This window comes from Salinivibrio sp. SS2, assembly GCF_001722075.1.
Lineage (GTDB): Bacteria > Pseudomonadota > Gammaproteobacteria > Enterobacterales > Vibrionaceae > Salinivibrio > Salinivibrio proteolyticus.
In genome coordinates, this window is sequence record NZ_MEBP01000110.1 from 1 (window position 1) to 25,349 (window position 25,349).

Below are 25,349 nucleotides of genomic sequence, written 5' to 3' on the forward strand. Positions count from 1 at the left end.
TGGGCAAACAAAAAAGCGAAAGCGGCCTGCGCCCCTTTCGCTTTCGATATGTGTGCGTGTCGCTGCGAGGCGATGCTGTCTTAGTGCAGACCACCAAGATATTTTGACAACGCATCAATCTCGTTGTCGGTCAACTTCGCCGCTACTGAGCGCATCATTTGATTCATATCGTTATGACGATCACCATCGCGGAACATTTTAAGCTGACTCGCTAGGTATTTCGCGGGCTGGCCAGAAATTTTGGGGAAACCAGAAGAAGGCGTACCATTACCGCGCGGACCATGACACGCAGTACAGGCTGCAATGCCACGCTCAGGATCACCTGCCATATAAAGCTGACGGCCAATCGCCACCGAGCCTTCAGGCGTAGTGCCAGGCTTTGGCGTCAAGGTCGCATAGTAAGCCGCGAGATCAGCCATGTCTTGCTCTGAAAGCGGTGCAACCATGCCTGCCATCACAGCATTGTAACGACCTTGCTCTCCGCCGCTTTGCGCGCCGAGCTTAAATTCCTTTAATTGCTTTTCAATATAGTTGGCGTGCTGACCCGCCAAGTTGGGGTAGTCAGGCAAAATGCTATTACCATCGGCACCGTGACAGGCGGCACAGGTATTGGCTTTTGCTTTGCCCGCTTCAGCATCTCCTTGGGCCCAGGCTGAGGCGCTGGCGAGGAGGGTCAATATTAGCGCTAATTTCTTCATGACATTCCATTTATAATTATCAAGCTTCCAGTACCACTACTTCGTTACCGTCATGGTACAATAACCGATCAAAAACCGAGCACGGTTATTTTACACAAATTCACACAAAAGTAATCAGTCTACTACACCAAGACGAGACGGAGTTAACAGTGGAGCAATCGCTTAATTACCGTAACACCCAATTTGTTACCAGCGCACCCGATATTCGCCATCTGCCTGATAATACTGGGATAGAAATCGCGTTTGCTGGTCGTTCCAACGCCGGCAAGTCTAGCTCCCTTAACCGTCTTTGTGACCAAAAGAGCCTTGCAAAGACCAGTAAGACGCCGGGGCGGACACAATTAATTAACCTTTTTAAGGTGGACGATGGTTGCCATATTGTCGACCTGCCCGGCTATGGTTTTGCCCAAGTACCACTGGAGATGAAAGAAAAGTGGCAACGCTCATTGGGTGAATACCTACAAAAACGCGAGCAGTTAGGCGGACTGGTGGTGTTGATGGATATTCGTCATCCCATGAAGGATCTTGATCAACAGTTGATTCATTGGGCGGTGCAATCCAACCTGCCTGTCATGGTGTTACTGACCAAAGCCGACAAATTGAAATCCGGCGCCCGTAAGCAACAACTGATGAAGATCCGTGAAGCCGCACTGGCGTTTTGTGGCGATGTAGAGATTGAATTGTTCTCATCCCTAAAAGGCATTGGCGTCGATAAGCTTCGCCGTAAACTCGACACTTGGTACCACCAAGCGCCTGATGAAACCGTTCTCGACGAGACTTCCCCTGACGCGGAGCCGGAGTGATCGCCTCTTATACGCCGAGTAAGCTGCATTTATGAGCTCGTCTAGCCTGAAGATGGCAGAGAAAATAAAGTCCCCACCTGAACAGGTGGGGCAACGGGAGAGAAATAGGATTTATCTTATTATCGCGACAAGTTTTATAGACAATCGCCCATAACGCAAGTATCGCTTTGTCGAACCATTAGTCTCGCCGCACATTCACTTTGATTCCTGCCTCAAGGTCACAAAACCATCACTTCGAGCAAAATTGCCCAAAAAAAAGCCGACCCTAAGACAGGATCGGCGAATCTTTGTGCGTAAGCGATCTGATAAGACCCCGTAGACACATAAAGAACAAGAAGCTGCGCGCATTATAACCAAGCTCATCACTAAAATTAAAGTAATTACTCTAATTTTTTTGAAAAGAATGAGGATAAGCGAGTCAGCGAAACATAAAAAGGCAGTGGCAGGGTGTCTTCATCGGTTGGAAAATTGCCAATAAAAAAAGCCCCAGTCAGTATCCTGACTGGGGCTGCTGAATCAGCCAAATCCAATAACGTGAAACAAAAGGTCTGAAAGATAGAACATCTTACCTCTGTACCCTACGCCAATAACTGTATATCAAATGCACAGCGTTGAAAAGTATCCTACGTAATTTTTTTTCATAAATTTGTATCGAAATGTGCAAAAAGACGCCAAAACAGCAAGATAAACGGACGAAAAAAAAGCCGACATGGTGTCGGCTTTAGCTTTTTTGTTATTAAACCACAGGAAAAGCCGTGATTTAGTGGGCTTCACCCCAGTTATTACCGTATCCAGACTCGGCAATCAGAGGCACGTCCAAGTCCGCCGCCGACTCCATCAGTTTCCGTACTTCACTTTCAACTTTGGATAAAGATGACGTTTTAACTTCCAGTACCAGTTCATCGTGAACTTGCATTACCAGACGGGCGTCATCCGCGGCATTGGCTTGAATCCATTGATCAACCAGTATCATCGCACGCTTAATAATATCGGCCGCCGTTCCTTGCATCGGCGCATTGATTGCCGCGCGCTCTGCCCCTTTACGACGCATCCCATTACGCGATTTAATTTCCGGCAAATAGAGACGACGACCGAAAATGGTTTCTACATAGCCTTTTTCCGCCGCTTGCTCACGGGTGCGGTCCATGTAGGCCTTTACACCAGGGTAGCGCTCAAAGTAGGTATCCATATAGCTTTGTGCTTCTTGACGGCCAATCCCTAATTGACGGGACAGACCAAAAGCACTCATGCCATAAATCAGACCAAAGTTGATCGCTTTAGCGCGGCGTCGCTGCTCGCTGGTGACCTCGTCGAGGCTTACCCCCATCACTTCCGCTGCGGTGGCGGCGTGAATATCTTTGCCGTCACGGAACGCTTCTAGCAAGGCTTTATCACCGGATAGGTGCGCCATAATCCGCAATTCGATTTGCGAGTAATCGACCGCCAAAATGGTATGATCCGGTTCCGCGGTGAAGGCTTCACGAATACGACGACCCTGTTCGTTACGAATGGGGATATTTTGTAAGTTCGGATCGGTGGACGATAAGCGCCCCGTCGCGGTGACGGCTTGATGATACGAGGTGTGCACACGGCCGGTTTGCGCATTGATCATGCGCGGCAATTTGTCCGTGTAGGTCGATTTGAGCTTTGCCAGCCCACGGTATTCCAAAATCCGCGCTGGCAGCGGGTAATCGAGTGAGAGCTCTTGCAGCACTTCTTCATTGGTTGAAGGGCTACCTGATGGGGTTTTCTTTACTACCGGCAGGCCCATTTTCTCAAACAAAATCGCTTGTAGCTGCTTGGGCGAGCTTAAGTTGAACTCTTCGCCGGCAATCTCAAACGCTTCACGCTCAAGCTCAATCAAACGAGTATGTAACGCTTCTGATTGGGTCGCCAACTTGTCTTTGTCAATTAGCACACCATGACGTTCCATACGCGACAACACGCTGACTAGCGGCATCTCGTAGAACTCAAAGATGGTTTTCAGTTTCTCGTCACTGGTGACTTTACCAATCAGGTATTGGTGCAAACGCAACGTAATGTCGGCATCTTCCGCCGCATAAGGTGCCGCTTGCTCAAGAGGGATTTGGTTAAAGGTCAGTTGTTTCTTGCCTTTCCCAGCTATGTCTTCAAAACTGATGCAGGTGTGCTGCAAGTAGCGTTCAGCGAGGCTGTCCATGTCATGGCGTCCCGCCACACTGTTATAGACGTACGATTCCAGCATGGTGTCATAGGCAATCCCTTTTAAGGTGATCCCATGACGCGCAAACACACTGGCATCATATTTCAAATTCTGGCCGACTTTCGCGGCTGAAGGATCTTCCAACCAAGGACGCAACACCTCCAGCACCTCATCCAGCGATAATTGAGCAGGCGCTTCCAGATAATCATGCGCTACCGGTACATAGGCCGCTTCACCCGGCGCGACAGCAAATGAAATACCAACCAGATTGGCTTCCATATAGTTGAGGCTATCGGTTTCGGTATCGACCGCAACTACCTCAGCGTCACGAATTTTCTTCAGCCAAGTGTCCAGTGCGTCGCGAGTCAGAACGGTCTGGTAGCCACTGCGGTCAATCGTGGTTTCTTGTGGGATAGGTTCATCAGACACCGCCTCTTCCGGCGCATCGCCTTCATCCAGCTCTTTAAGCCAGCGGCGGAATTGCAAGTCACGATACATGGCCACCAAGGTGTCATTATCAGGCTCTTGCTTGACCAGCTGTTCAGGGGTGAAATCCAGTTCAACATCCAATTTAATCGTGGCGAGCTGATAAGACAGGTAAGCGGCATCTTGATGCTCAGTCAGTTTTTTCGCCATGCTTTTCGCGCCGCGGAAGCTGAGCGCTGCAATCTTATCGAGGTCCGCGTAGATATCATCCAAGCCGCCTAGATTGGCAATCAACGCGGTCGCGGTTTTATCTCCCACACCCGGTACGCCAGGAATGTTATCGACTTTGTCGCCCATCAAGGCAAGGTAATCAATAATATGCTCAGGACCAAAGCCATACTTTTCACGCACCGCCTCAGGATCCATCACCACATTAGTCATGGTGTTGATTAAGGTGACATGCTCATCCACCAGCTGCGCCATGTCTTTATCACCCGTGCTGATCAGGACCGGCATTCCCGCTTTTGAGGCTTGAGTAGCGAGTGTGCCAATCACATCATCGGCCTCCACCCCTTCTACCGCGAGTAAAGGCAGACCCATGGCTTTAATAATCTTATGCAAAGGTTCAATTTGCCCGCGCAGGTCATCTGGCATCGGTGGACGGTTGGCTTTGTACTGCTCGTACATATCGTCACGAAACGTCTTCCCTTTGGCATCAAAAATCACCGCCACATGTGAATGGGGAAATTGTCGCAACAAACTACGCAGCATGTTCACCACCCCAAATACAGCCCCGGTGGGTTCACCTTGGCTATTGGTGAGATTAGGAGAAGCATGGTATGCCCGGTAAAGGTACGAAGAGCCATCCACGAGGATTAACGGATTGTCGGGAAGAGTTGCCATATCAGAATATTGGTTGCCAGTTAAACACGTTAGCTGCTAAGCATGCCACGAGTCGTCATTCCTGTTAACCACGGTTTTTCACATCCACAGCCTGATCTGTGGATAAGTTTGTTGGTAAATATTTTATAGGGTTTTGATTTCGTCTAAATACTCATGAATTTTGATTTTTAAACACCTTAAAAACAAACACTTATACCTAGTGGCGCAAAAAGGATCTTGATCGAAAAAGGATCCTTAGGTGTGGAAAAATAAATCACTTGCTCTGCATGAGGTTGCAGAGAAAGTCATCACAAACTGCGGAGATAATCACCAATTTAGTTATCGAACTTGGCTACTATTTCGCTTAACCCAGCACCAATGCGACACTGTTGAACGCAATTAAGCGTAGACGCGTTTGGTCGATTATCCACATTGATTGCGATAATTTTAATCTCGATACAAGGAGAGCATCATGAAAAAGGTGGCTGTTATCTTATCTGGCTGCGGCGTGTTTGACGGTGCCGAGATCCAAGAGGTAGTCCTATCCCTGCTTGCCCTCGAGCAAAACGATGCCCAATGGCAATGCTTCGCACCAGATATCGATCAGCACCATGTGATCGATCATCGTACCGGCGAAGCGATGAACGAGACACGCAATGTACTCACCGAAGCCAGCCGTATTGTTCGTGGGGAGATTCTTCCGCTAACGGATTTAAACGTCGACCACTTCGACGCCTTACTGGTTCCCGGCGGCTTTGGCGCCGCGAAAAACTTATCGGACTTTGCTTACAATGGCGATCCGGTGCAAGTCAATCAAGAGATGTTTGCGGTTTGCCAAGCCTTCGCCCGTGCAGAAAAGCCCGCCGGCTACATGTGTATTGCCCCCATCATGATCCCGCAGATCTATCCAAAAGGCGTCAAGGGCACCATTGGCAATGAGCCCGATATCGCTGCCGCCTTTAATCGGATGGGCGGTGAACATATTGAGTGTCCGGTATCAGATTATGTATTAGATCAGCGCCACCATCTCCTGTCCACGCCCGCCTATATGCTCGCGACGTCAGTACTGGATGCCGCCAGTGGGATCAATCGGATGGTGAAAAAATTGGTAGAACTCGCCTAAGACACGCTCATCCGCACAGAAACGCAGCAGAGAAAAAGAAAAAAGCGACGCCGAGATGGGCGTCGCTATAACAAGTGAGCGCAAAAACAAAGCTGTAATCAGAACAGTTTGCTGGCCCCAATACACTGGAAGCAATGTGAGCAATGTCGTGCCTTCAGAGCTGAGCATGTGGGCTTTGCCCTGAACGCAAGTTAACAATAACCATTCTCATTCCCATTTTCAACACTTAGTTGAGAATCTTTTTCATTTATTGATCTTGTGCTCAGACTCACTCGCTGTCATCAAACTGTTATTGCACCCAAAGTCATCACGCTAACAACTTTGGTTCGAAAAGCCAGTGCCCAGAAAAGAAAAAAGCGACACCCTGAGAGGTGTCGCCTAGCAAAAATAGGCTAACTTAATCACTGTTTGATAAGCGCCCCGCTAATACACTGGAAGCAATGTGAGCAATGTCGTGCCTTCAGAGCTGAGCATGTGGGCTTGGCCCTGAGTGCAAGCTAATAATAACCATTCTCATTATCGTTTATCAAGAAAAAAATACGCTTATTTTTCACTCGCTGTACATTTATTGATCTGCTTCTCAAAATAAAGCCGGTAATCGGCAGGCTGACCTTTTTGCTCCACCGCAACCATCTGATAGCCATGACGCATCAGCATGCACACCATCGCGGTGAAGCGATTACGTGATTTGACCGCAAGCTTTTGATAGCCAGAAGCCGCTACCCACGCTTCTTGAGCCTTGAGTAGCGCTTTCGCCACTCCTTGACCTCGGGCCGCTTTGGTTACCCCGCCCAGCCAGCTATAAAACTGCGTCTGACTGGTGGCATAGCCTATTTTGGCACCGACAGGCTCACCGTTTTGGTATGCGACTAATGCCAATGCTTTGCGTCCCGCTAATCGCGCGTGACATTGATCCAAGGATACACCTGCATCCAACTCGGGCACGCTGTTAAGCACCGTTACCGCATCTTCTAAGTGCCCAGCACGAATTTCCATCTCACCTCCTCGCATTGACGTAAAAAAAGAGCCGCGATGCGACTCTTTATTCTGCTGCTGATTAGGACGTTTGCTGCACCGTCGCCGACGGCGTCACCTGTGTGATTCGTCGAATAATCAGGTTTAGTAACACCCCATACATAGGAATAAACAGCCCCAAGCTAATAATCAGCTTAAAGGCATAGTCTACCAAGGCAATTTCAACCCAGTGATCGGCCATAAAGGCATCTTGGCTTTGGTAAAACGCAATCGCGAAAAAAGCGAGTGTGTCTGACGCATTACCAAACAAGGTAGAACAACTCGGCGCGACCCACCATTGGCGCTGCTGGCGTAACCGATTGAACACATGAATATCTAAGATCTGACCCAGTAAGTAAGCCATAAAGCTGGCAATCGCAATCCGAGCGACAGTGAGGTTAAACGTGCCCAGCTCCGCAAACCCTTGGTAACTGCCTTGATAAAACAAGACGGATAACACGTAGGAAATCAGCAGCGAGGGCACCATTACCAGCAAGATAATACGGCGTGCCAATGCCGGACCATAGATCCTGACGGTTAAATCAGTGGCCAAGAAAATAAACGGAAACGTAAACGCCCCCCACGTGGTGTGGAAACCCCAAACCGTAAAGGGGATCTGCACCAAGTAGTTACTGGAGGCAATGATCAGTAGATGAAAAATCACAAGGTAACCCAGCGCTTTACGCTGCTGAGCAAGAGAAAAGTGGCTCATAGTGCACCTTTTTGTCATTGGGGGCGAGGGAACCCAAAATACTTAGCTACCCGTCTACAGGCAGCGCGAGGTGGCGAATTATACAGCAATCAAGCAACGGTGCCAGCGCAATTTAAAGAGGCAGATGACGCGTCCACCAGCGGCGCAAAAAGGTAATCACCTCATCGCCCTCCTCATCCAGCGCTTCTAACCACACGCTCTGGGTGTAATGTGCTGCTTTAAGCATCAAACGCGTGCCTTCAAAATCAATCAGCCAGGTCATCATATCCGCGTCTTGTTGCCACTCCAGCACAGAGGCTTCGAGGGCTTGCAGCAATGGCTGACAGACTTCTTTGCCATTATCCGCATCCAGCTGCGGCTGATAAAACGCCAAGGTGTTGTCGGACGCTATCAATTGCCAATTACTCGGTGCCATAGCCGTACTCGCTCAAACTCAAGTGATCGTCAATCAAGTCCAAAAACGCATCGCCAAATTTTTCGAGCTTGCGCTGCCCAACGCCACTGACCGCTAGGAGCTCCGCTTGAGATGACGGCAGCATCTCGGCCATTTCCATTAAGGTTGCGTCGTTAAACACCACATAAGGTGGAATATCTTCTTCGTCAGCAATGGCTTTACGTAACTTACGCAGCTTGGCGAACAGTTTTTTATCGTAATGGCGCTGGCTCAGCTTGTTGGCTTTGGTACGAGGGCTGAGGCCAATACGCGGTACCGCCAGCTCAAGGGCAATCTCGCTGCGCAGTAATGGTCGCGCTTGTTCAGTTAACTGCAGCACCGAGCTACGGGCAATGTTTTGCACCAAATAACCGCGATGGATCAATTGGCGAATAATGCTTACCCAGTATTCATGGCTCCACTCTCGCCCGATGCCGTAGGTAGAGAGCTTGTCATGGCCATGATCTTTAATGCGCTGATTTTGCATCCCACGCAACACTTCCACCACATATCCAACCCCGAAGCTTTGGTTAACACGGTACACGCACGACAGCGCTTTTTGTGCTTGTTCGGTGCCATCAAAATGGGTAGGCGGGTCGAGGCAAATATCACAGTTGCCACATGGGGTTTGCCGATGCTCGCCAAAGTAGTTTAGGAGCACTAAACGGCGACAGGTTTGTGCTTCAGCAAATGCGCCCATCGCGGTCAGTTTATGGCTTTCGACCTGCTTTTGGGGCCCATCCGGCTTTTCTTCCAAGCAGCGATGGAGCCATCCCATGTCGGAGGGGTCATACAACAACACCGCTTCAGCCGGCAGTCCATCTCGCCCTGCTCGGCCGGTTTCTTGGTAGTAAGATTCAATATTGCGCGGCACATCATAGTGCACCACAAAGCGAACATTGGGCTTGTTGATCCCCATTCCAAACGCCACGGTCGCCACCACAATGTTGACATCATCACGTTGGAACGCCTCTTGGACTGATCCGCGCGCCTCTGTGGTCATCCCTGCATGGTAAGCGGCGGCAAGCATATTGTTATCACACAGTTTTTGAGTAACCTGCTCAACCCGCTTACGGCTATTGCAATAGACAATCCCTGATTGGCCGCGTTGACCACTCAGAAACTGCACTAATTGGGCCAAAGGTTTGTGCTTTTCTAGCAAGGTGTAGCGAATGTTAGGGCGGTCAAAGCTACCCAGATGCACCAGCGGATCATGCAGGGCAAGGCGGGATAAAATATCCTCGCGCGTGGTGGCATCCGCGGTGGCAGTCAGCGCCATCACCGGCACGTCAGGAAAGTGCTGTTTGAGCTGGCCTAAAGAGGCATATTCACGACGAAAATCATGCCCCCACTGGGAAATACAGTGCGCTTCGTCGACCGCAATCAACGCCAGTTGCCACTCCGTTAAGCGATGGATAAAGTCACGCCCTAGCGCGCGCTCAGGCGACACATAGAGTAGTTTCACCTCCCCCTGATTTAGCGCACGCAAAGTATCCGCTTGCGCCTCAGGCGTCATCGCTGAGTTTAAGCACGCCGCCGCAACCCCATTGGCATTAAGCTGGTCAACCTGATCTTTCATCAATGAAATCAAAGGTGAAATCACCACGGTCAAGCCGGTGCGCACCAACGCGGGGATCTGATAGCACAGTGACTTCCCTCCCCCGGTCGGCATAATCACCAAGGCATCACGCCCCGCAATCGCTGCATCAATCACCGCTTGCTGACCCTCGCGGAACTGGTGATAACCAAACACCGCTTTGAGTACCTGGTGGGCAGGACTCACAGCAGGATCAGCGGTAGCGGCGTCAGTTTCGGTTGACGCATCGGCATGGGCGGGGGTGGCGGACATAATCAAGCTCATTACTCAAACTGGCGCTCATTCTACCGACACCCCGTAAGCGATGAAACCCTGAGCACAGAGAAAGGTGCTTGCGCCCGCCCTTACAACTTGTTACATCTAGGCAACATGCACACGTTCGTGTTCATCCCTGACCGACACTTATAACGAGACTGCGCTGTGATTCCTGATCCAAAACGCACACGCCAAGGCGTGTTACTGGCCCTTGCGGCCTACATTATGTGGGGTATCGCCCCCATGTACTTTAAAACGGTCAACCATATTCCGGCGCCCGAAATTTTAGCGCACCGGGTATTGTGGTCGTTTGTCTTTTTGGCATTGCTGCTTTTTTTCACCCGTCGCTTTTATCAGCTCAAGCCGATTATCCGCGAGCCGAAAAAGCTGTTGATGCTGATGCTCACCTCTTGCTTTATTGGCTGCAATTGGCTGATTTTTATCTGGGCGATTGTCAATAACCGCATGCTGGATGCCAGCCTTGGCTACTACATTAATCCACTGGTGAACGTGGCGCTGGGGATGATCTTTCTTGGTGAGCGTTTCCGCCGTCTACAGTGGCTTGCGGCCGCGCTAGCGTTGGTGGGGGTATTAGTACAACTGATCACCTTTGGTTCACTGCCTTGGATTGCGTTGGTGCTGGCCACCAGTTTTGCGATTTACGGCTTACTGCGCAAAAAAATCAATCTCCCTGCGGTGCCAGGGTTGTTTGTGGAAACCTGCACACTCTTGCCCGTTGCGCTGATTTATCTTTGGCAGTTTGCCGATACCCCCAGCGCCAACTTGCTCGATAATCCTATCAACCTGAATATGCTACTGGCCGCTGCCGGTTTGATCACCACGGTGCCTTTACTGTGCTTTACCGGCGCTGCCACTCGCTTACCCTTAACGGTATTGGGCTTTTTCCAATATATCGGCCCTAGCTTAATGTTTTTACTTGCCGTCGGCTTGTATGACGAACCCTTTACCCCAGATAAAGCCACCACCTTTGCCTTTATTTGGGCCGCCTTGGCGATATTTAGCTTTGATGCCTATCGGGCACGCCGACCTAAATCCTCGCTAGAGCAAGCGTCGGCGATTGACTAAACGAGTAAGGAGAACGCTCTGACGACCCAGCACCAAGCCACCCAGATAGCCGGCGTGCGTATTATCGAAGGCCATTTTCATCATGAGTCCTTCAAGCGCCACTATCATCTTGATTACCATATCGGGCTGATCACCGCTGGGGCCCAGCGTTATTACTACCGCGGTGCGAGCCATGTTGCGCGCCGCGGAGAGCTCGTGATTATGCCTCCAGGTGAGGTACATGATGGCACTGCCGTCGACCAACATGCCTATAGCTATCGCGTGATCGCGCTGTCACCGCAATGGCTAACAGAGCATTATCATATTGGTAATGACACCATGCCCTTCACAACAAAGCCCTTGGCACGCGCATGCTGGCAACGCGTGTATCAACTGAGTGAGCAGTTGATACACCACCCCGATTCACTGGCTTGTGAGTCCGCGCTAGTCGCCGCCATAGAGCCATTGCTGTATACCCACAACGCGCAACATCCACAAGCACCTCTCACCCAAACGCAGCTTAAGCAGTTGCGAGAATACATGCATGCCCACTTGGAAGAGGGGGTTGAATTGTCACAGCTCGCCCAGCTAACACATCGGTCCGTGCCACAGTTTTGTCGCCAGTTTAAGCGCTCAACCGGTATGAGCCCTTACGCCTATTTCCTCTGCTTACGCCTCGAATCAAGCTTGTTAGCGATTCGTGCTGGCACGCCGCTGAGCACGGTTGCCCATCAACACGGCTTTCATGATCAAGCACATTTTGTCCGTGCTTTTTATAACCACTTTGCCCTGCTGCCCTCACAAGCACGCTAACCATGATAAGAATCTACAATACTCCTGCGAAGGCTATGGCGTATCTTGCCCTTTTCATGCTTAAAAAGAGGTTAGGATGAACGAGCTGACTATTCTCGCCACCCTGGCGGGGGTGCATATGATTGCGCTGCTCAGCCCCGGGCCCGACTTTGCCTTGGTGCTCCAAAATGCGACCCGTTATGGCCGTGCTACTGGCTTGGCGATTGCGCTAGGGTTATCGCTCAGTATTTTGGCACACACAATATTGAGCATTACCGGCATCAGTCTGTTGGTGCATCAGCACCCGCAACTGTTTATGTGGGTACAGGTGGCAGGGGGCAGTGTACTGATGTATTTAGGCCTTAGCGCGATTAAAGGCTTGCTCGCCGCCACCAAAGCGCCGGCGCAAACCACCAATGATGCGCCTGCAGTACGCGGCCAAAAACAGGCCTTTTGGAAAGGGGTGCTGACCAACCTTTTTAACCCTAAAGCCTTGGTGTTTTTTATTTCGTTGATGAGTACCTTGGTGCCGGCCAGCATGTCTGCCAGTGGCAAAGCCATGGCCGTGGCGGTGGTGTTCCTACTCTCATTAGGCTGGTTTTCGTCGCTTGCCTGGCTGCTATCAGGCAGTCGCGTACAGCAAGTGCTCACCAAAGTCGCCCCGGTTATCGATGGCCTGTGTGCGTTGTTGTTTTTGCTGTTAGGTGGCGCGGTCGTTTGGCAAGCCGGCGTGTTCGGCTAACGCTGCGGCTGAAAAAGTGCAGGCAATGGAGTCAATACCAATACGCCCAGCCAAGGCTGGGCGTATGTGACGTTTTTTGGCGTTAAGCGGCCGAGATTAAAGCGCTTCCAGTTTGGCGTACTGAGTCACCAACCATTTAATCCCTTCCCCATTAAAGGCAACTTGCACGCGGCTTTGTCCGCCACTGCCTTCAAAGTTGATGATGGTGCCTTCACCAAACTTAGGGTGTTGAACCCGCTGACCCAAACTAAATCCGGTTTGGTTAAAGTTCTCCTGAGTCTGCGTTTTGGAAAAACGACCACCGCTTGCAGCAGGGCGTGAGACATTGGCACGCATACGCACTTCTTCCAAGCAGGCCTCGGGCAGCTCACGAATAAAGCGCGAGATCTTATGAAACATGTCTTTGCCGTACACACGGCGCATTTCTGCGTAGGTCAGATAGAGTTTTTCCATCGCTCGCGTCATGCCGACATAACAAAGGCGACGCTCTTCTTCTAAGCGACCCGCTTCTTCGGCTGACATCTGGCTGGGGAACATGCCCTCTTCCACCCCGACCATAAAGACTAAGGGGAACTCGAGGCCTTTGGCACTGTGCAAGGTCATCAATTGGACCGCATCATCAAACTCGTCCGCTTGGCCTTCACCGGCCTCAAGGGCGGCATGGGCCAAGAATGCCGACAGCGGTGTCATGCCTTCCGCTTCCGCCTCCTCGGGCGGCGTAAATTGGCGCGTGGCCGTCACCAACTCTTCCAAGTTATCGACGCGTGCTTGCGCTTTTTCGCCTTTTTCTTGCTCATACATGGCACGCAAGCCGGAGTGACGGATCACTGCATCGGTTTGTTGATACAGTGCCATGTCACGGGTGTCATCTTCTAGCGCATTGACCAACTCGATAAACCGGCCCAATGCATTGGCCGCGCGTCCTGCCAGCGCTTTTTCTGCCAAGATTTGCTCGGCAGTGTGCCATAAAGTTTGGCCGCGATCGCGCGCCGCGCCACGAAGCGTCTCAAGGGTGCGATCACCAATCCCACGAGTGGGCGTGTTTACCACCCGCTCGAACGCCGCATCGTCATTGCGGTTAGCCATCAAACGTAAATACGCCAGTGCATCTTTGATTTCCTGACGTTCGAAAAAGCGCATGCCGCCGTAGATACGATAAGGCAGGCCGGCTTGAATTAAGGCTTCTTCCAGCACCCGAGATTGGGCGTTGTTGCGGTATAAAATCGCGCTATCAGTGAGTACGCCACCTTCGTCTTGCCAAGTTTTGATTTTCCCGACCACAAAACGCGCTTCATCCAGTTCATTAAAACCGGCATACACAGAGATGGGCTCACCCTCTTTGCCCTCGGTCCACAGGCTTTTGCCCATCCGGTCGGCATTGTTTTCAATCAGGGTGTTCGCCGCTTGCAAAATCGTACTGGTTGAGCGGTAGTTTTGCTCCAAGCGAATGGTCTGCGGGGTGGTGAAATCGTCCAGAAAACGCTGAATATTTTCGACTTTCGCGCCACGCCAGCCGTAAATGGATTGGTCGTCGTCCCCCACAATCATGACATGCGCCTGTTGGCCGGCCATCATACGCAGCCACGCATATTGGATGTTGTTGGTATCTTGGAACTCATCCACCAAAATGTGCTGGAAACGTGCTTGATAGTGTTCGCGGATCACCGCTTTATCGCGCAATAACTCTAAGGTTCGCAGCAAGATCTCGGCAAAATCCACCAAACCGGCGCGGTCACAGGCTTCTTGATAAGCCTGATAAATCCGCAGCCAAGTGCTCTCAACCGGATCATGGCGGGTATCAATGTGCTTGGGACGCAAGCCTTCGTCTTTTTTGCCATTGATGTACCAACTCGCTTGCTTGGCGGGCCAGTGTTTTTCATCCAAGTTTTGCGCTTTGATTAACCGGCGTAGCAAGCGCTGCTGGTCATCTGAATCAAGAATTTGGAAGTCTTGTGGCAGGTTGGCGTCTAAATAGTGGGCACGGAGAATACGATGGCAAATGCCGTGGAAGGTGCCGCACCACATGCCAGAGGCGGTGCCTTGCATCAATTGCTCGATACGACCGCGCATTTCCGCTGCCGCTTTGTTGGTGAAGGTGACCGCCATCACCGAGAACGGCGATGCCTCTTCCACCCGCATCAGCCAAGCCATACGATGAACCAGCACCCGGGTTTTACCACTGCCAGCACCTGCCAACACCAAATGGTTGCCGAGCGGCGCGGCCACGGCTTCACGCTGTTTGTCGTTGAGTCCGTCAAGAAGAGTTGATACGTCCATCGCCACCTGCCATTTTACTGGGTATTTATACACTGGTTAGCGATTATACCAGCTCGCCACTAAATTGCGCGCCCGATCCCGACGCAACTTTTTTAAACAAAAATTCAGTAAGTTAGCCCTCGCCATGCAAAAAAACCACTTAAGTGGTGAAAGATTGCGCAGTGTTTTCCTCTCTTGGTTTATATGCCCACCACGAATCAGTGGGCTGATAACACCAATACGGACCAAGAAGAGGAAGCATGATGAAACACACTAACCTAGCGGTTGCCGCTGCTGTGACAGGATTACTGGCTGTAGGCGCGACCACACTCACTAGCGCACCGGCCCACGCGGCAGAAAAAGAAAAATGCTATGGCGTCGCCAAAGCCGGACAAAATGACTGCGCCACCAACACCAGCTCCTGCGCGGGCACCTCCACCGAAGACGGCCAAAAAGATGCGTTTGTCATGGTACCAAAAGGCTTGTGCGATCGCTTAGCCGGCGGCAGTACCTCGTCATCCTGATATGGCGCGCCCGGGCCTGCCCCGGGCTTTGTCACTTGATCACAAGGAGCGACCATGGATGAGGCAATCGTTTTGACCGGCGTGGGGCTCAGACAACCCCATCTCGCCTACTTCGACCAATATCGCCCAAAGCTTGGCTGGTTAGAAATTCACAGTGAAAACTACTTCCGCCCTCACCGTCCTGCTTTTTCAACCCTGATGCGATTACGTGAGGATTACGCCATCAGCTGTCATGGCGTAGGGCTGTCGCTGGGGAGCGACGAGCCGCTTGATCGGGCTCATTTAGACAAACTGTGTACACTGGTCAAACACGTCGAGCCACTGTTTGTATCTGACCATTTAAGTTGGAGCCGGATAGACGGGCAACACTTTCACGATTTACTCCCCCTCCCTTACACCGAGCAAGCATTGCGGGTGTTCTGCGCCAATGTGCAACAGGTTCAAGATGCGCTACAGCGCCCCTTGCTGATTGAAAATCCATCAAGCTATTTATGTTTTGCTCAGGGTGACTACCACGAATGGGAATTTCTCGCCGAAGTGCACGCTCGCACGGGCTGCGATTTGCTGCTCGATTTAAATAATGTTCATGTCAGCGCGTTTAACCATGATTTTAGCGCCAGTACCTACCTTGACGCGATTCCCGCCCATGCGGTGAAAGAAATTCACCTTGCTGGGTTTACCGTCAAACACACCCCCGCAGGAGAAATTTGGATAGACACCCATAACCAACCGGTTAGCGAGGCGGTGTGGACGCTCTATCAACAGTGGATTGACCGCCACGGCCCTCGCCACACCCTCATAGAGTGGGATAGCGACTTGCCTGCGCCCGAGCGATTGTTAGCAGAAGCGGCCAAAGCCCACTCCCGACTGGCTCGACACAAGGAGGCGGTATGACGCTGGCAACCCTGCAGCAGGCCTTTGCTGACACATTGCGGGACGACCCACAGCCGCTGCCGATAAAAGACCGTCGCGTTGCCGCTGACAAGCGATTGCAGATTTATCGCAACCATTATGTGGTCACCCTCACTGACACTTTAAAATGCGTGTATCCCAAGACCTGTGCACTATTAGGTGAGGCGTGTTTTGACGCAGTAGCGCGTCATCATGCGATGATGCATCCCCCGCAAACCGGAGTGATGGAAGACTATGGCGCACAGTTCGATGCGACCTTGCGCGCCCTACCCAATATTATCGAGCCCGTGCCGTGTTGCGCCGAGCTTGCCCGTTTTGAGTGGGCACAAGTGGTACTCACTCTCGCCCCTCCCTCTCCGGCGTTTGAAGGCAGCGCGCTCGCGTTGCTAAGCCCTGAGCAACAAACGCAGGTTTGTTTACCGCTCAACCAGCAAGCCCGTTTATTTGAAAGCGACTACGCGGTCAGTGACGTATGGCAAGCGATCGCCACCGAGCAGTTCGAAGGCTTGGTGGTCGAGAAGCCGCAATCTTTGTTATTGGTTGCTCACCAAGACAAGGTGCATTGGTACACGCTCAATACCCATCATGTCAGTGTGCTCAAAACCTGCCCACACACACCATTAGGCGACCTGTCAGAAGTGCAACTGGCGTGTGTGTCTGAGCTCGCGGCCATGAACGCGTTTACCACCCCAACGACGGCCTGCAATGCTAAGGAGTAAGCCATGTGGCTAACCACAATCAATCACACCTTCACCCGCGCGCTTACCCCACTGCAACCGCTACTTCTGCTGGTGGGCCGCGTCTATGTGGCATGGATTTTTTTTCAATCTGGGCTAATCAAATACCAAAATTGGGACAGCACCCTATACCTGTTTGAGTATGAGTATCAGGTTCCGTTGCTGCCGTGGCAGCTGGCCGCATATTTAGGGACCGCGGCGGAGCTGATTTTGCCGGTATTTGTTGCTTTGGGCCTGCTCGCACGCCCCATGACGTTGGCGTTATTTGTGTTCAACATTGTCGCGGTCGCTTCCTACCCACTGCTCTGGGAGCGTGGCTATGATGACCACATTATGTGGGGCGTGATCTTATTGGTGGTCAGTGTGTGGGGGCCGGGTTGGCTTAACCTCGATAACTGGCTAGCCCGCAAACAAAGCGGCACCGGTTAGCGGTGCCACCGCTGAATAAGGGTATCGAGCTCAGATAAATCGTCGATCGCCACATCCGGTAAGGTGAGTCCTTTGCGCATCATCGGAGATTGGCGCTCTGGGCGGATCCAACAGGCTTGCATGCCCGCTTGGCGCGCGCCAGCCACATCCGAACTTAAGTGATCGCCTACATGTAAAATACGCGCTGGGGCGATGCCCAAGGCCTGCGCCGCCTTATCAAACATCTCTGGGTTCGGCTTGGCCGCACCGTGTTCACCGGCACGGAAAATATGCTGGAAAAACGGCGTCAGGCCAATCGCATCGGTGTCGACATTACCGTTAGTGATGGCCACCAATGGCAGTTTCTCGGACCAGGCTTTTAAGTAAGCCACACTTTGCGCCGGCGGAGTAAAGTCACTGCGATATCCGCAAAAGAAGGTGGTCGCCGCTTGGGCTTGTGCGCGCGCCTTCTCCGCGGTTAAACCCACATGTTCACCGGCAAGCGTCAGCTGGGCAACCCGCATCGCGGTGACGTCAAAGCGGTGGGCTGGGTTCTCATCACGGGCTTGGCGGCGAAATCCCGCAAGGGTGGCTTTATCAAGCGCGGCGAGCGGTGGGCAGTGCTCACGCAAATAGTCGCTTAGCGCCGCCTCCGCGCGTGCGATCACCGGCCAGTTATCGTACAAGGTATCATCCAAGTCAAAACTCACCGCATCAAACGCGTTTAAGCGACGATAAAATTTCATATCACGACTCCGAGTTGTTTTTTTTACCTGCGCTGGGTTTACGATCCCCTTTACTGCGGGCGCGGGGATGCGCCGCGTCATACACTTTCGCCAAGTGTTGAAAGTCCAAGTGGGTATAAATTTGTGTGGTGCTTAAATCGGCATGGCCAAGCAGCTCTTGCACCGCCCGCAAATCCCCAGACGACTCCAGCATGTGAGTGGCAAAGCTGTGGCGTAGTTTGTGAGGATTAATATGGCTGTTCACCGCCTGCTTTTGTCCCCACTCCGCCATACGTTTTTGCACGCTACGGTGCGAAATTCGCTGGCCAAGTTTAGAGATAAATAGTGCCTCTTCTGGCCCTTTGAGGAGCTGGTTGCGCACTTTTAGCCAGTTCATCACCCAGGTTTTCGCCATGCCGGAAAAAGGCACGATGCGCTCTTTTTCTCCTTTACCGGTGACACGCAAATCTCCTTTACGTACCGAGACATCACGCACGTTTAAATCAACCAGCTCGGCTAAACGCAATCCTGCGCCATACATCAGCTCCATCATCGCCCGATCCCGCACCGACAGCGGGTCGTCTTGCTCCACCTCGAGCAGCTGATTCATTTCATCCACATCGAGGTTTTTCGGCAACTGGCGTCCTTGCTTGGGCGCGGCGACCCCTTTGGCTGGGTTGGCGGCAAGCTGTTCGGTTTGCACGAGATAGTCGAAAAAGCTGCGCAGTGCGGACAGCCGCAACGCAATACTGCCCGGTTTAAGGCCATCGCGTTTGGCTTGGCTCGAAATTTGTCGCACCCAGTCGGCATCCACATCTTGCCAATGGGCGATGCCCCGCGCGGTCAGAAAGTCGACAATCTTATCTAACTGGCGCTGATAATTACGTTGCGTATGGGCACTGAGGCCCCGTTCGCTGAGTTGATATTGATAAAAGCGGTCAAGAGGGACCGTCAGTGAACGGGGAGCCGCTTGGTCAGACGTTACCGCTGTCACTGACGCTCACCCTTGTTCGTCCACTGGCTACATAAGATGGCCAAGTGTGCCGCCAGCTGTTCGATAAAAAGGGTGTCCATTTCTGGCTGAAAGTGCCCGCCATCTGCGCTCGCAAAGCTCAACAGTCCCCACTCTTTGCCTTCCCCTTTAATCGGTATCAGCGCAAAAGAGCCGAGCTCCGGTGGCGTTGCCATCACTACTTCAGCATCCACACGGCGCAAGCGTCCGAGATAACAACGACGTCCGGCAAAATGATGACTCTTTAATTGATCCACCGCCTGACGTGAGATGGTCTGCAGCCCGTCGATAGGCGCATACACCCGTAAGCTGACGCTCAGTTGCAGTTGCTCGCTAAGCGTCGTCAATGCTTTTTGCACCGCCTGCGGCGTATTAGCACGCAGCAGGGCCTGATGCGCCTCGGCAAAGGCACGAAACAGGGCATCGTTTTTTGCCCCTAGACTCATCAGTTGGGTAATGTCTTCTTCCAGCTCCGCCACCCGCTCACGCAGGCGCTTGAGTTGAATTTCCACCAGCGATACTGCACCTTGCTCGCCATGTGGCACGGTCAGCTGCGTCAGTAAATCGCGATGGCGAATAAAAAAATCTGGATTGTCTTTTAAATACGCTGCCACCGCCTCATCGCGAAGAGGCATGGTTTCCAGTGTCGAAGCTTCTACCCCATCATTCATAATTGCAATTGTCCATCAAATACATGTGTCGCTGGGCCTGTCATTGATAAGGGATGACCCGGCCCACGCCAGCGAATGCGGAGATCTCCACCGGGTAAACTCACCGTTACTTGCTCATCAAGCAGGCCTTGTATAATCCCGACCGCAACCGCGGCACACGCGCCACTGCCACAGGCTTGGGTTTCACCAGCGCCGCGCTCGTACACTCTAAGCTTAATCGCATTGCGGGAAAGGATCTGCATAAAGCCGGCATTGACCCGTTCAGGGAAGCGTTCGTGACTTTCAAGTAGCGGTCCCAAGGTGTCCACGTCGGCATGGTCAACATCCTCGACCACAGTTACGACATGCGGGTTGCCCATGCTCACGGCACCCACAAACAAGGTCTGTTCCGCCACCCGCATCAAGTAGGTTTTTTCTTGTGAGTTGGCACGAAACGGAATTTTCCCCGGTGTGAATTCCGGCTCGCCCATGTTCACGCGCACCTGATTGTCGTTTTCAATGTGCAGCAGCATTTTACCGGCTTGGGTGCTCACGCTGATCTGATGCTTATTGGTTAGCCCTTTCATTCGCACGAAACGCGCAAAACAGCGCGCACCATTGCCACATTGCGAGACTTCCGATGCGTCAGGATTAAAAATGCGATAATGGAAATCTGTCTCAGGATCGTAAGGCGGCTCGACGACCAATAGCTGGTCAAAGCCGACGCCACGATGACGATCGGCCAAACGCCGAATCAGATCCGGCGAAAAGAACGCGTTTTGCGTGACACAGTCAACCACCATGAAGTCGTTGCCCAGCCCGTGCATTTTTGCAAACTGTACCTGCATGCCAATCCTTATTCTGGTAGGCGCTGTTCAAGCTGCCATAGCGACGCCAAGTTTTCGCGCTCGCGCACAAGGTGAGCTTGGTCGCCATCAACCATGACCTCGGCGGGGCGGCAGCGTGAGTTATAGTTTGACGCCATCACAAAGCCATATGCGCCGGCTGAGCGTACCGCCAGTAAATCACCCGCTTGTAACACCAGCGAGCGGTCTTTGCCCAAGTAATCACCCGTTTCGCAAACTGGTCCTACTAAATCATAGGTTTGCGGCTCTCCTTGGCGCGGCACCACGGGAATGATTTCTTGATAGGCTTGATACAGTGACGGACGAATTAAATCGTTCATCCCCGCATCGATAATGGCAAAGTTTTTGTGCTCACTGTGCTTGAGAAACTCAACCTTGGTCAGCAACACCCCCGCATTGGCGGCAATCGCACGGCCCGGCTCAAAAATCAGCTCAAGATGACGATGATTGTCCAAACGCGCCAACAACGCTTTGGCATACTCAGATGGCTGAGGCGGCTTCTCGTCACTATAGGTCACGCCTAATCCGCCACCCACATCCAGATGACGAATTGTAATGCCTTCATCACCCAAGGTATCAATCAACGCCAACAAGCGGTCGGTAGATTCAATAAAAGGCGCGAGTTCGGTCAGTTGCGAGCCGATATGACAGTCAATGCCTTCGACCTTAAGGTGTGGCAAGCTGGCTGCATAACGGAAACTATTCAACGCCTCCGCAAAAGCAATGCCAAACTTATTTTCCTTTAAGCCCGTCGAGATGTAGGGGTGGGTGTTGGCATCCACATCAGGGTTAATACGCAACGATATCGGCGCTTGCACACCCAACTCGCCCGCGACTTGATTTAAGCGGTCGAGTTCAGAGTGGGACTCCACATTGAAACATTTGATGCCCACTTCCAGTGCACGACGCATTTCTGCGGCCGTTTTCCCCACGCCAGAAAACACCACTTTCGCAGGATCACCACCGGCGACGATCACGCGCTCGAGTTCACCTTGAGAGACAATATCAAATCCTGACCCCAAGCGTGCCAGCACATTTAACACACCGATATTGGAGTTTGCCTTGACGGCATAGCACACCAAATGCGGATGATCGCCCACGGCGCGATCAAATGCGTGCCAATGGCGCTCAAAGGTTGCACGTGAATAGACGTACAAGGGTGTACCGTGATCATCGGCAAGCTGGGTCAAAGGCAATGATTCGGCCCACAGCTGGCCGTCGTCCTGATAATTGAAATAATCCAAGGTGTTCTTCCCTGTCGTCGTTGGTTATTGATTTTGCGTCGGTTGTTCGTCCGGATAATGCAGGGGCCCTTGTTGGCCACAGCCGGTCAGTGTCATGATGCCAGTGAACATCAGTAAAATGACGAGTTTTCGCATAGTGAATGCCAGTGATTATCGAGTCAATGCCCTCTATAATCGCATCACAACCATGAAAAGCAATAGGATGTAACGGGATGAACACAACGGAATATCATCAGTTGGTCGATTTACAAATGCAGGCCATTGAAGAAGGTATCGATGACTCAGGCGCCGACATCGATTATGAAAGCGTTGGCAACGTAATGACGCTGGAGTTCGATGATGGCAGCCAAATCATCATTAACCGCCAAGAGCCGATGCAAGAAATCTGGCTCGCGTCGAAAAGCGGTGGATTCCACTTTGCCCTCAAAGACGGCGAATGGATCTGCAGCAAAACGGGACTCGTGTTGATGGATCTGGTGCAGCAAGAGTGCAGCAAGCACGCAGGCGAACCTGTTTCTTGGTGATCTTAATGGACAATCGACACAGCGCGAGCCCCACGGGCCGCGCTCGTTGACTATTTAAACGACGCTACCTGACCGGCTAATCCCTGATGTGGCGGCTGTCGCGGCGGCTGCCATTGTGGATCGCATTTAAAGGGCAAGGCTTGGGTTTCACCCTGCTCATCGGTCACGATTTGATAAAACTGCGGCAAGTTAAAGTTGATAAAATTGGCACTGTAGCTGTAGCAGTCATGAGAAGATGTATAGAAACGGTTTACCCCTTGCACCATCTCAGTTTTGTCCCCGCTACACTGACGATACACTTCCACCCGATTGTTTTCGTCGAGAATATACAGGTTGTAACCATTGGTACAATCTTCAAAGAAAAACTGCACCAAGCCTTCACTGGCGTAAGCATCAACCACTTCAGGCGGATGCACATCTTGTGGGTTGTCGACCACCATCACCGGCGTGCCGTTGACCTTGTTGGTGGAAATACAGCGATAAAAATCAACCGAGTTTTCTAACCGCTGTACTGACACGCCTCGACGTTCGAAAAACAAACCATGAGTCTGCTTACCGATGCGTAAGGCTTTAAATCGGCGGCGCTTTTCCTTTTCAATTGGTTTTAAGCGCAATTCAATGCACTCAGCGACCAATTGATAGACCAGATTACGAATTAAGCCACGCATCTTGCTTGAGTAGCAGAACACGTCCACAGACTCTGGGGGCAGCGCATCTTGGTGCATTTTGCCCAGCATGGTTTTCAATGCTTCCAAAATGGCATCATCGCCACGGTAATTCAGGGTCCGAACTTCATTCCACGAGTTGCGATAAACGAGATCGACACTCCCCACCAAACAGGTTTGTTCGGGGCCGTAGCTGAAAATATCACTGTTTTTGAAGTCAAAACGCATCGACGGTTTTTTGTATGCCGATGTTGGGTCTTGCTCTAAATTGACAAACAACGCGAGCTGGCGAATTTCACACGGACTCGACAGCGCATCCAGTGTCGGGCGCGGTGGACGTAATGAGAAGGTGTTACGCATGTCACTGACTAGCTGATACAAGGTATCGATATCAACATCCGCATCGCGCACCACGGTGTGCAAATGGGTTGACTCCGTCAGCAAGCCGTTAAAAAACGCCCACGCCACCAGCTTGGATAAATAAGCATTGTGCTCTAGCGGCGCGCGACCAATGATATCGACCGGATCAAGCGAGTGCTTATACAAATACCAACCCGGCGCATTGGTGCGCCCTTCCGAGACCTGAATAAAGGTGAGATCCGATTCATGTAAATCCGGCGAAATTTGCGGATTCAATAAGGTCACTTTACCCGGCAATTCTTCAAAGGCGGCATACAGTTTACGCGCGAGAATACTGATGTCTTGCGGGCTAATCGCGGACGTAATATCGTTGCGACGAGCAAAGCGGATCAGGTTCCGATAGCTTTGCATCAAGGCGTCAAGCAGCTCGTTGTGCGCGTATTTTACCTCCTCGACTTTCCAGTAACGGCGGTTGTCGAGGTAGGCCAGCGCCTGTTCATCCCAGCCCCACTCACGGGTTAGCAATCGCAACACATCACGACGCCATGCGACCGAGCCGGTCGACGGCGCCTGCGTCAATTTCTCATGGGTTTTTAGATAAAAACAACGACGTACAAGGTCGAGACGACGGGTGTCACCAATGGATTCCAAATAACGGGTGACTTTTTCCAGCATCAAATAATAGGCGTCGGACTGATACACATCGACCCATCCGGCATAGAAACGGCGTTTGCCATCCACACTCAGAAGCTGGGTGCCGGGATACTGCCATGAGTAGGCTTCGAGCAAAATTGCTTTGAGGACAGACTTGTACGGTGAATCAATGCTTTTATACAGTTGCCACAAGCTTGAGCCAAAATATTCTTCGGCTGGGATGGTCGGCAGACCACCAAAGTCGACCCAATCTCGACGGTCAAGGCCATGGTCAGCGACCAGCGTATCCACGTAGTCTTCGTAGCACGCTTCCATCTCTGGTGGCACCATGTACCACAACAGTTTTTGGCCGGCGAGTCGCATGGAGGAACGATAAAACTCATCCAGCAAAAGAAAATGCTGACTGGTGCCACAGTTGTCACTGGTCATCGCCTGTGACAAGTGGTGGCGAAAACGGCCCTCACAGACCACAAAAAAGTTCGCTTCTACCCCTTGGTTGAGGGCCCACTCTGAAATGGCGGTGCACTTGGCATCCAGCATCTCGCGCTGCGCCGCACTGACGGAGGCATCCACACACACCCAAATATCGAGGTCACTGGTCAAGCTTTGCCCCATGGACCCGGTACTGCCCATGGTATACATGCCTTTAATTGGCAGACGCTGATCGTGCTCAAAACGCGCAGTTAGAGAGGAGAAACGGGTGTCTGTGTGGATCAGGCAATCTGAGACAAACTGACGTTGTGTCTCATCAAGCTCGTAATCGGCAATGCCAAAGGGCACGCTGTCGTCAAAAAACCCCGGTAAAGCCGGATGGTTTAGGTGTAAAAGCACTGGTAGCACATCGAAAACCGCTTGAGCCTGCCGGCTCATGGCTGACCGCGCGCGATCCATTCTCACACGGTTAAACGCCTCGATGCGTTCAGTTTGCTGTTCAACGTATGTTTGCAAGGCAATCATCCAGATTCGTTGACATCCCGGTCAACAGGTCGACGTTACTGTCTTCACCGTATCCGCCCAATTGCAGATAACAAAACGTGATCAATGTAACACTCTAGACAACTCGGGTAAAGCCAATAACCCCGATGCCT

Annotated in this window: 24 protein-coding genes; 10 read left to right on the forward strand and 14 right to left on the reverse strand. The window is 51.8% G+C overall.

The window, feature by feature from the left end; translation table 11 throughout:
* Nucleotides 1-80 precede the first annotated feature (80 nt).
* The gene (locus BGK46_RS14060; protein ID WP_069590267.1) at nucleotides 81-698 is read right to left on the reverse strand and encodes a c-type cytochrome; all 618 of its coding nucleotides are present in this window, start codon (nucleotides 696-698) and stop codon (nucleotides 81-83) included.
* 149 nt (nucleotides 699-847) lie between these two features.
* On the opposite strand from BGK46_RS14060, the gene yihA reads away from it, so the two are divergent.
* Nucleotides 848-1,501, forward strand: a complete 654-nt coding sequence (gene yihA / locus BGK46_RS14065) for a ribosome biogenesis GTP-binding protein YihA/YsxC (protein ID WP_069590269.1) — start codon at nucleotides 848-850, stop codon at nucleotides 1,499-1,501.
* A gap of 760 nt (nucleotides 1,502-2,261) precedes the next feature.
* Here yihA and polA read toward each other — a convergent pair.
* The gene (gene polA, locus BGK46_RS14070; protein ID WP_069590271.1) at nucleotides 2,262-5,012 is read right to left on the reverse strand and encodes a DNA polymerase I; all 2,751 of its coding nucleotides are present in this window, start codon (nucleotides 5,010-5,012) and stop codon (nucleotides 2,262-2,264) included.
* A 451-nt stretch (nucleotides 5,013-5,463) separates the two neighbouring features.
* On the opposite strand from polA, the gene elbB reads away from it, so the two are divergent.
* Nucleotides 5,464-6,114: an isoprenoid biosynthesis glyoxalase ElbB gene (gene elbB, locus BGK46_RS14075; protein ID WP_069590273.1), complete on the forward strand. Its 651-nt coding sequence runs from the start codon at nucleotides 5,464-5,466 to the stop codon at nucleotides 6,112-6,114.
* A gap of 543 nt (nucleotides 6,115-6,657) precedes the next feature.
* On the opposite strand, the gene BGK46_RS14080 is transcribed toward elbB, so the two are convergent.
* From BGK46_RS14080 to recQ, 4 genes are all read right to left on the reverse strand, one after another.
* On the reverse strand, nucleotides 6,658-7,110 hold the full coding sequence (locus tag BGK46_RS14080) for a GNAT family N-acetyltransferase (RefSeq protein ID WP_069590275.1): 453 nt from the start codon (nucleotides 7,108-7,110) through the stop codon (nucleotides 6,658-6,660).
* A gap of 61 nt (nucleotides 7,111-7,171) precedes the next feature.
* Nucleotides 7,172-7,840 (reverse strand): 7-cyano-7-deazaguanine/7-aminomethyl-7-deazaguanine transporter, encoded by a 669-nt coding sequence (locus BGK46_RS14085; RefSeq protein WP_069590278.1) that lies wholly within the window; start codon nucleotides 7,838-7,840, stop codon nucleotides 7,172-7,174.
* Nucleotides 7,841-7,952: 112 nt separating this feature from the next.
* Nucleotides 7,953-8,255, reverse strand: coding sequence for a DUF3630 family protein (locus tag BGK46_RS14090; protein ID WP_069590280.1), 303 nt, complete (start codon nucleotides 8,253-8,255; stop codon nucleotides 7,953-7,955).
* On the reverse strand, nucleotides 8,242-10,122 hold the full coding sequence (recQ, locus tag BGK46_RS14095) for an ATP-dependent DNA helicase RecQ (protein ID WP_069590340.1): 1,881 nt from the start codon (nucleotides 10,120-10,122) through the stop codon (nucleotides 8,242-8,244). Before recQ ends, BGK46_RS14090 begins: the two co-directional genes overlap by 14 nt.
* A gap of 171 nt (nucleotides 10,123-10,293) precedes the next feature.
* Between recQ and rarD the strand changes: the two genes are divergently transcribed.
* The 3 genes from rarD to BGK46_RS14110 all read left to right on the forward strand — a co-directional run bounded on the left by rarD (nucleotide 10,294) and on the right by BGK46_RS14110 (nucleotide 12,724).
* Nucleotides 10,294-11,211: an EamA family transporter RarD gene (gene rarD / locus BGK46_RS14100; RefSeq protein ID WP_069590342.1), complete on the forward strand. Its 918-nt coding sequence runs from the start codon at nucleotides 10,294-10,296 to the stop codon at nucleotides 11,209-11,211.
* A 54-nt stretch (nucleotides 11,212-11,265) separates the two neighbouring features.
* Nucleotides 11,266-12,003 carry an AraC family transcriptional regulator gene (locus tag BGK46_RS14105; protein WP_084781479.1) on the forward strand — a complete coding sequence of 246 codons (738 nt, stop codon included), beginning with the start codon at nucleotides 11,266-11,268 and terminating at the stop codon, nucleotides 12,001-12,003.
* 76 nt (nucleotides 12,004-12,079) lie between these two features.
* Nucleotides 12,080-12,724, forward strand: coding sequence for a LysE family translocator (locus BGK46_RS14110; RefSeq protein ID WP_069590282.1), 645 nt, complete (start codon nucleotides 12,080-12,082; stop codon nucleotides 12,722-12,724).
* Nucleotides 12,725-12,820: 96 nt separating this feature from the next.
* Here the strand turns inward: BGK46_RS14110 and uvrD are convergent, their stop codons facing one another.
* The gene (uvrD, locus tag BGK46_RS14115) at nucleotides 12,821-15,001 is read right to left on the reverse strand and encodes a DNA helicase II (protein WP_069590284.1); all 2,181 of its coding nucleotides are present in this window, start codon (nucleotides 14,999-15,001) and stop codon (nucleotides 12,821-12,823) included.
* 242 nt (nucleotides 15,002-15,243) lie between these two features.
* Here uvrD and BGK46_RS14120 point away from each other — a divergent pair, with 242 nt between their 5' ends.
* From BGK46_RS14120 to BGK46_RS14135, 4 genes are read left to right on the forward strand one after another with little or no spacing between them, the layout of a single operon-like run.
* Nucleotides 15,244-15,504, forward strand: coding sequence for a DUF2282 domain-containing protein (locus tag BGK46_RS14120; protein WP_046074463.1), 261 nt, complete (start codon nucleotides 15,244-15,246; stop codon nucleotides 15,502-15,504).
* 54 nt (nucleotides 15,505-15,558) lie between these two features.
* Nucleotides 15,559-16,398 carry a DUF692 domain-containing protein gene (locus tag BGK46_RS14125; RefSeq protein ID WP_069590286.1) on the forward strand — a complete coding sequence of 280 codons (840 nt, stop codon included), beginning with the start codon at nucleotides 15,559-15,561 and terminating at the stop codon, nucleotides 16,396-16,398.
* Complete coding sequence (locus tag BGK46_RS14130) at nucleotides 16,395-17,135, forward strand: DNA-binding domain-containing protein (protein WP_069590289.1); 741 nt, start codon at nucleotides 16,395-16,397, stop codon at nucleotides 17,133-17,135. The genes BGK46_RS14125 and BGK46_RS14130 overlap by 4 nt, the downstream gene beginning before the upstream one ends.
* 3 nt (nucleotides 17,136-17,138) lie before the next feature.
* A complete protein-coding gene (locus BGK46_RS14135; protein ID WP_069590292.1) occupies nucleotides 17,139-17,582 on the forward strand; it encodes a DoxX family protein in 444 nt (147 codons plus the stop codon).
* On the opposite strand, the gene BGK46_RS14140 is transcribed toward BGK46_RS14135, so the two are convergent.
* From BGK46_RS14140 to lptM, 6 genes are read right to left on the reverse strand one after another with little or no spacing between them, the layout of a single operon-like run.
* On the reverse strand, nucleotides 17,579-18,307 hold the full coding sequence (locus BGK46_RS14140; protein ID WP_069590294.1) for an HAD-IA family hydrolase: 729 nt from the start codon (nucleotides 18,305-18,307) through the stop codon (nucleotides 17,579-17,581). The two genes, BGK46_RS14135 and BGK46_RS14140, sit on opposite strands and share 4 nt — an antisense overlap.
* Nucleotide 18,308: 1 nt before the next feature.
* Nucleotides 18,309-19,280, reverse strand: a complete 972-nt coding sequence (gene xerC / locus BGK46_RS14145) for a tyrosine recombinase XerC (protein WP_069590295.1) — start codon at nucleotides 19,278-19,280, stop codon at nucleotides 18,309-18,311.
* Complete coding sequence (locus BGK46_RS14150; RefSeq protein WP_069590298.1) at nucleotides 19,277-19,969, reverse strand: DUF484 family protein; 693 nt, start codon at nucleotides 19,967-19,969, stop codon at nucleotides 19,277-19,279. The genes xerC and BGK46_RS14150 overlap by 4 nt, the downstream gene beginning before the upstream one ends.
* Nucleotides 19,966-20,796 carry a diaminopimelate epimerase gene (gene dapF / locus BGK46_RS14155; protein ID WP_069590300.1) on the reverse strand — a complete coding sequence of 277 codons (831 nt, stop codon included), beginning with the start codon at nucleotides 20,794-20,796 and terminating at the stop codon, nucleotides 19,966-19,968. The genes BGK46_RS14150 and dapF overlap by 4 nt, the downstream gene beginning before the upstream one ends.
* Nucleotides 20,797-20,804: 8 nt before the next feature.
* Nucleotides 20,805-22,058, reverse strand: a complete 1,254-nt coding sequence (gene lysA / locus BGK46_RS14160; protein ID WP_069590302.1) for a diaminopimelate decarboxylase — start codon at nucleotides 22,056-22,058, stop codon at nucleotides 20,805-20,807.
* A gap of 24 nt (nucleotides 22,059-22,082) precedes the next feature.
* A complete protein-coding gene (gene lptM, locus BGK46_RS17910) occupies nucleotides 22,083-22,193 on the reverse strand; it encodes an LPS translocon maturation chaperone LptM (RefSeq protein WP_096630268.1) in 111 nt (36 codons plus the stop codon).
* Nucleotides 22,194-22,270: 77 nt separating this feature from the next.
* Here lptM and cyaY point away from each other — a divergent pair, with 77 nt between their 5' ends.
* Entirely contained in the window at nucleotides 22,271-22,582 is a 312-nt protein-coding gene (gene cyaY / locus BGK46_RS14165; protein ID WP_069590303.1) for an iron donor protein CyaY, read from the forward strand.
* Between the two features lie 50 nt (nucleotides 22,583-22,632).
* On the opposite strand, the gene BGK46_RS14170 is transcribed toward cyaY, so the two are convergent.
* Nucleotides 22,633-25,218 carry a class I adenylate cyclase gene (locus BGK46_RS14170; protein ID WP_069590305.1) on the reverse strand — a complete coding sequence of 862 codons (2,586 nt, stop codon included), beginning with the start codon at nucleotides 25,216-25,218 and terminating at the stop codon, nucleotides 22,633-22,635.
* Nucleotides 25,219-25,349: the final 131 nt, after the last annotated feature.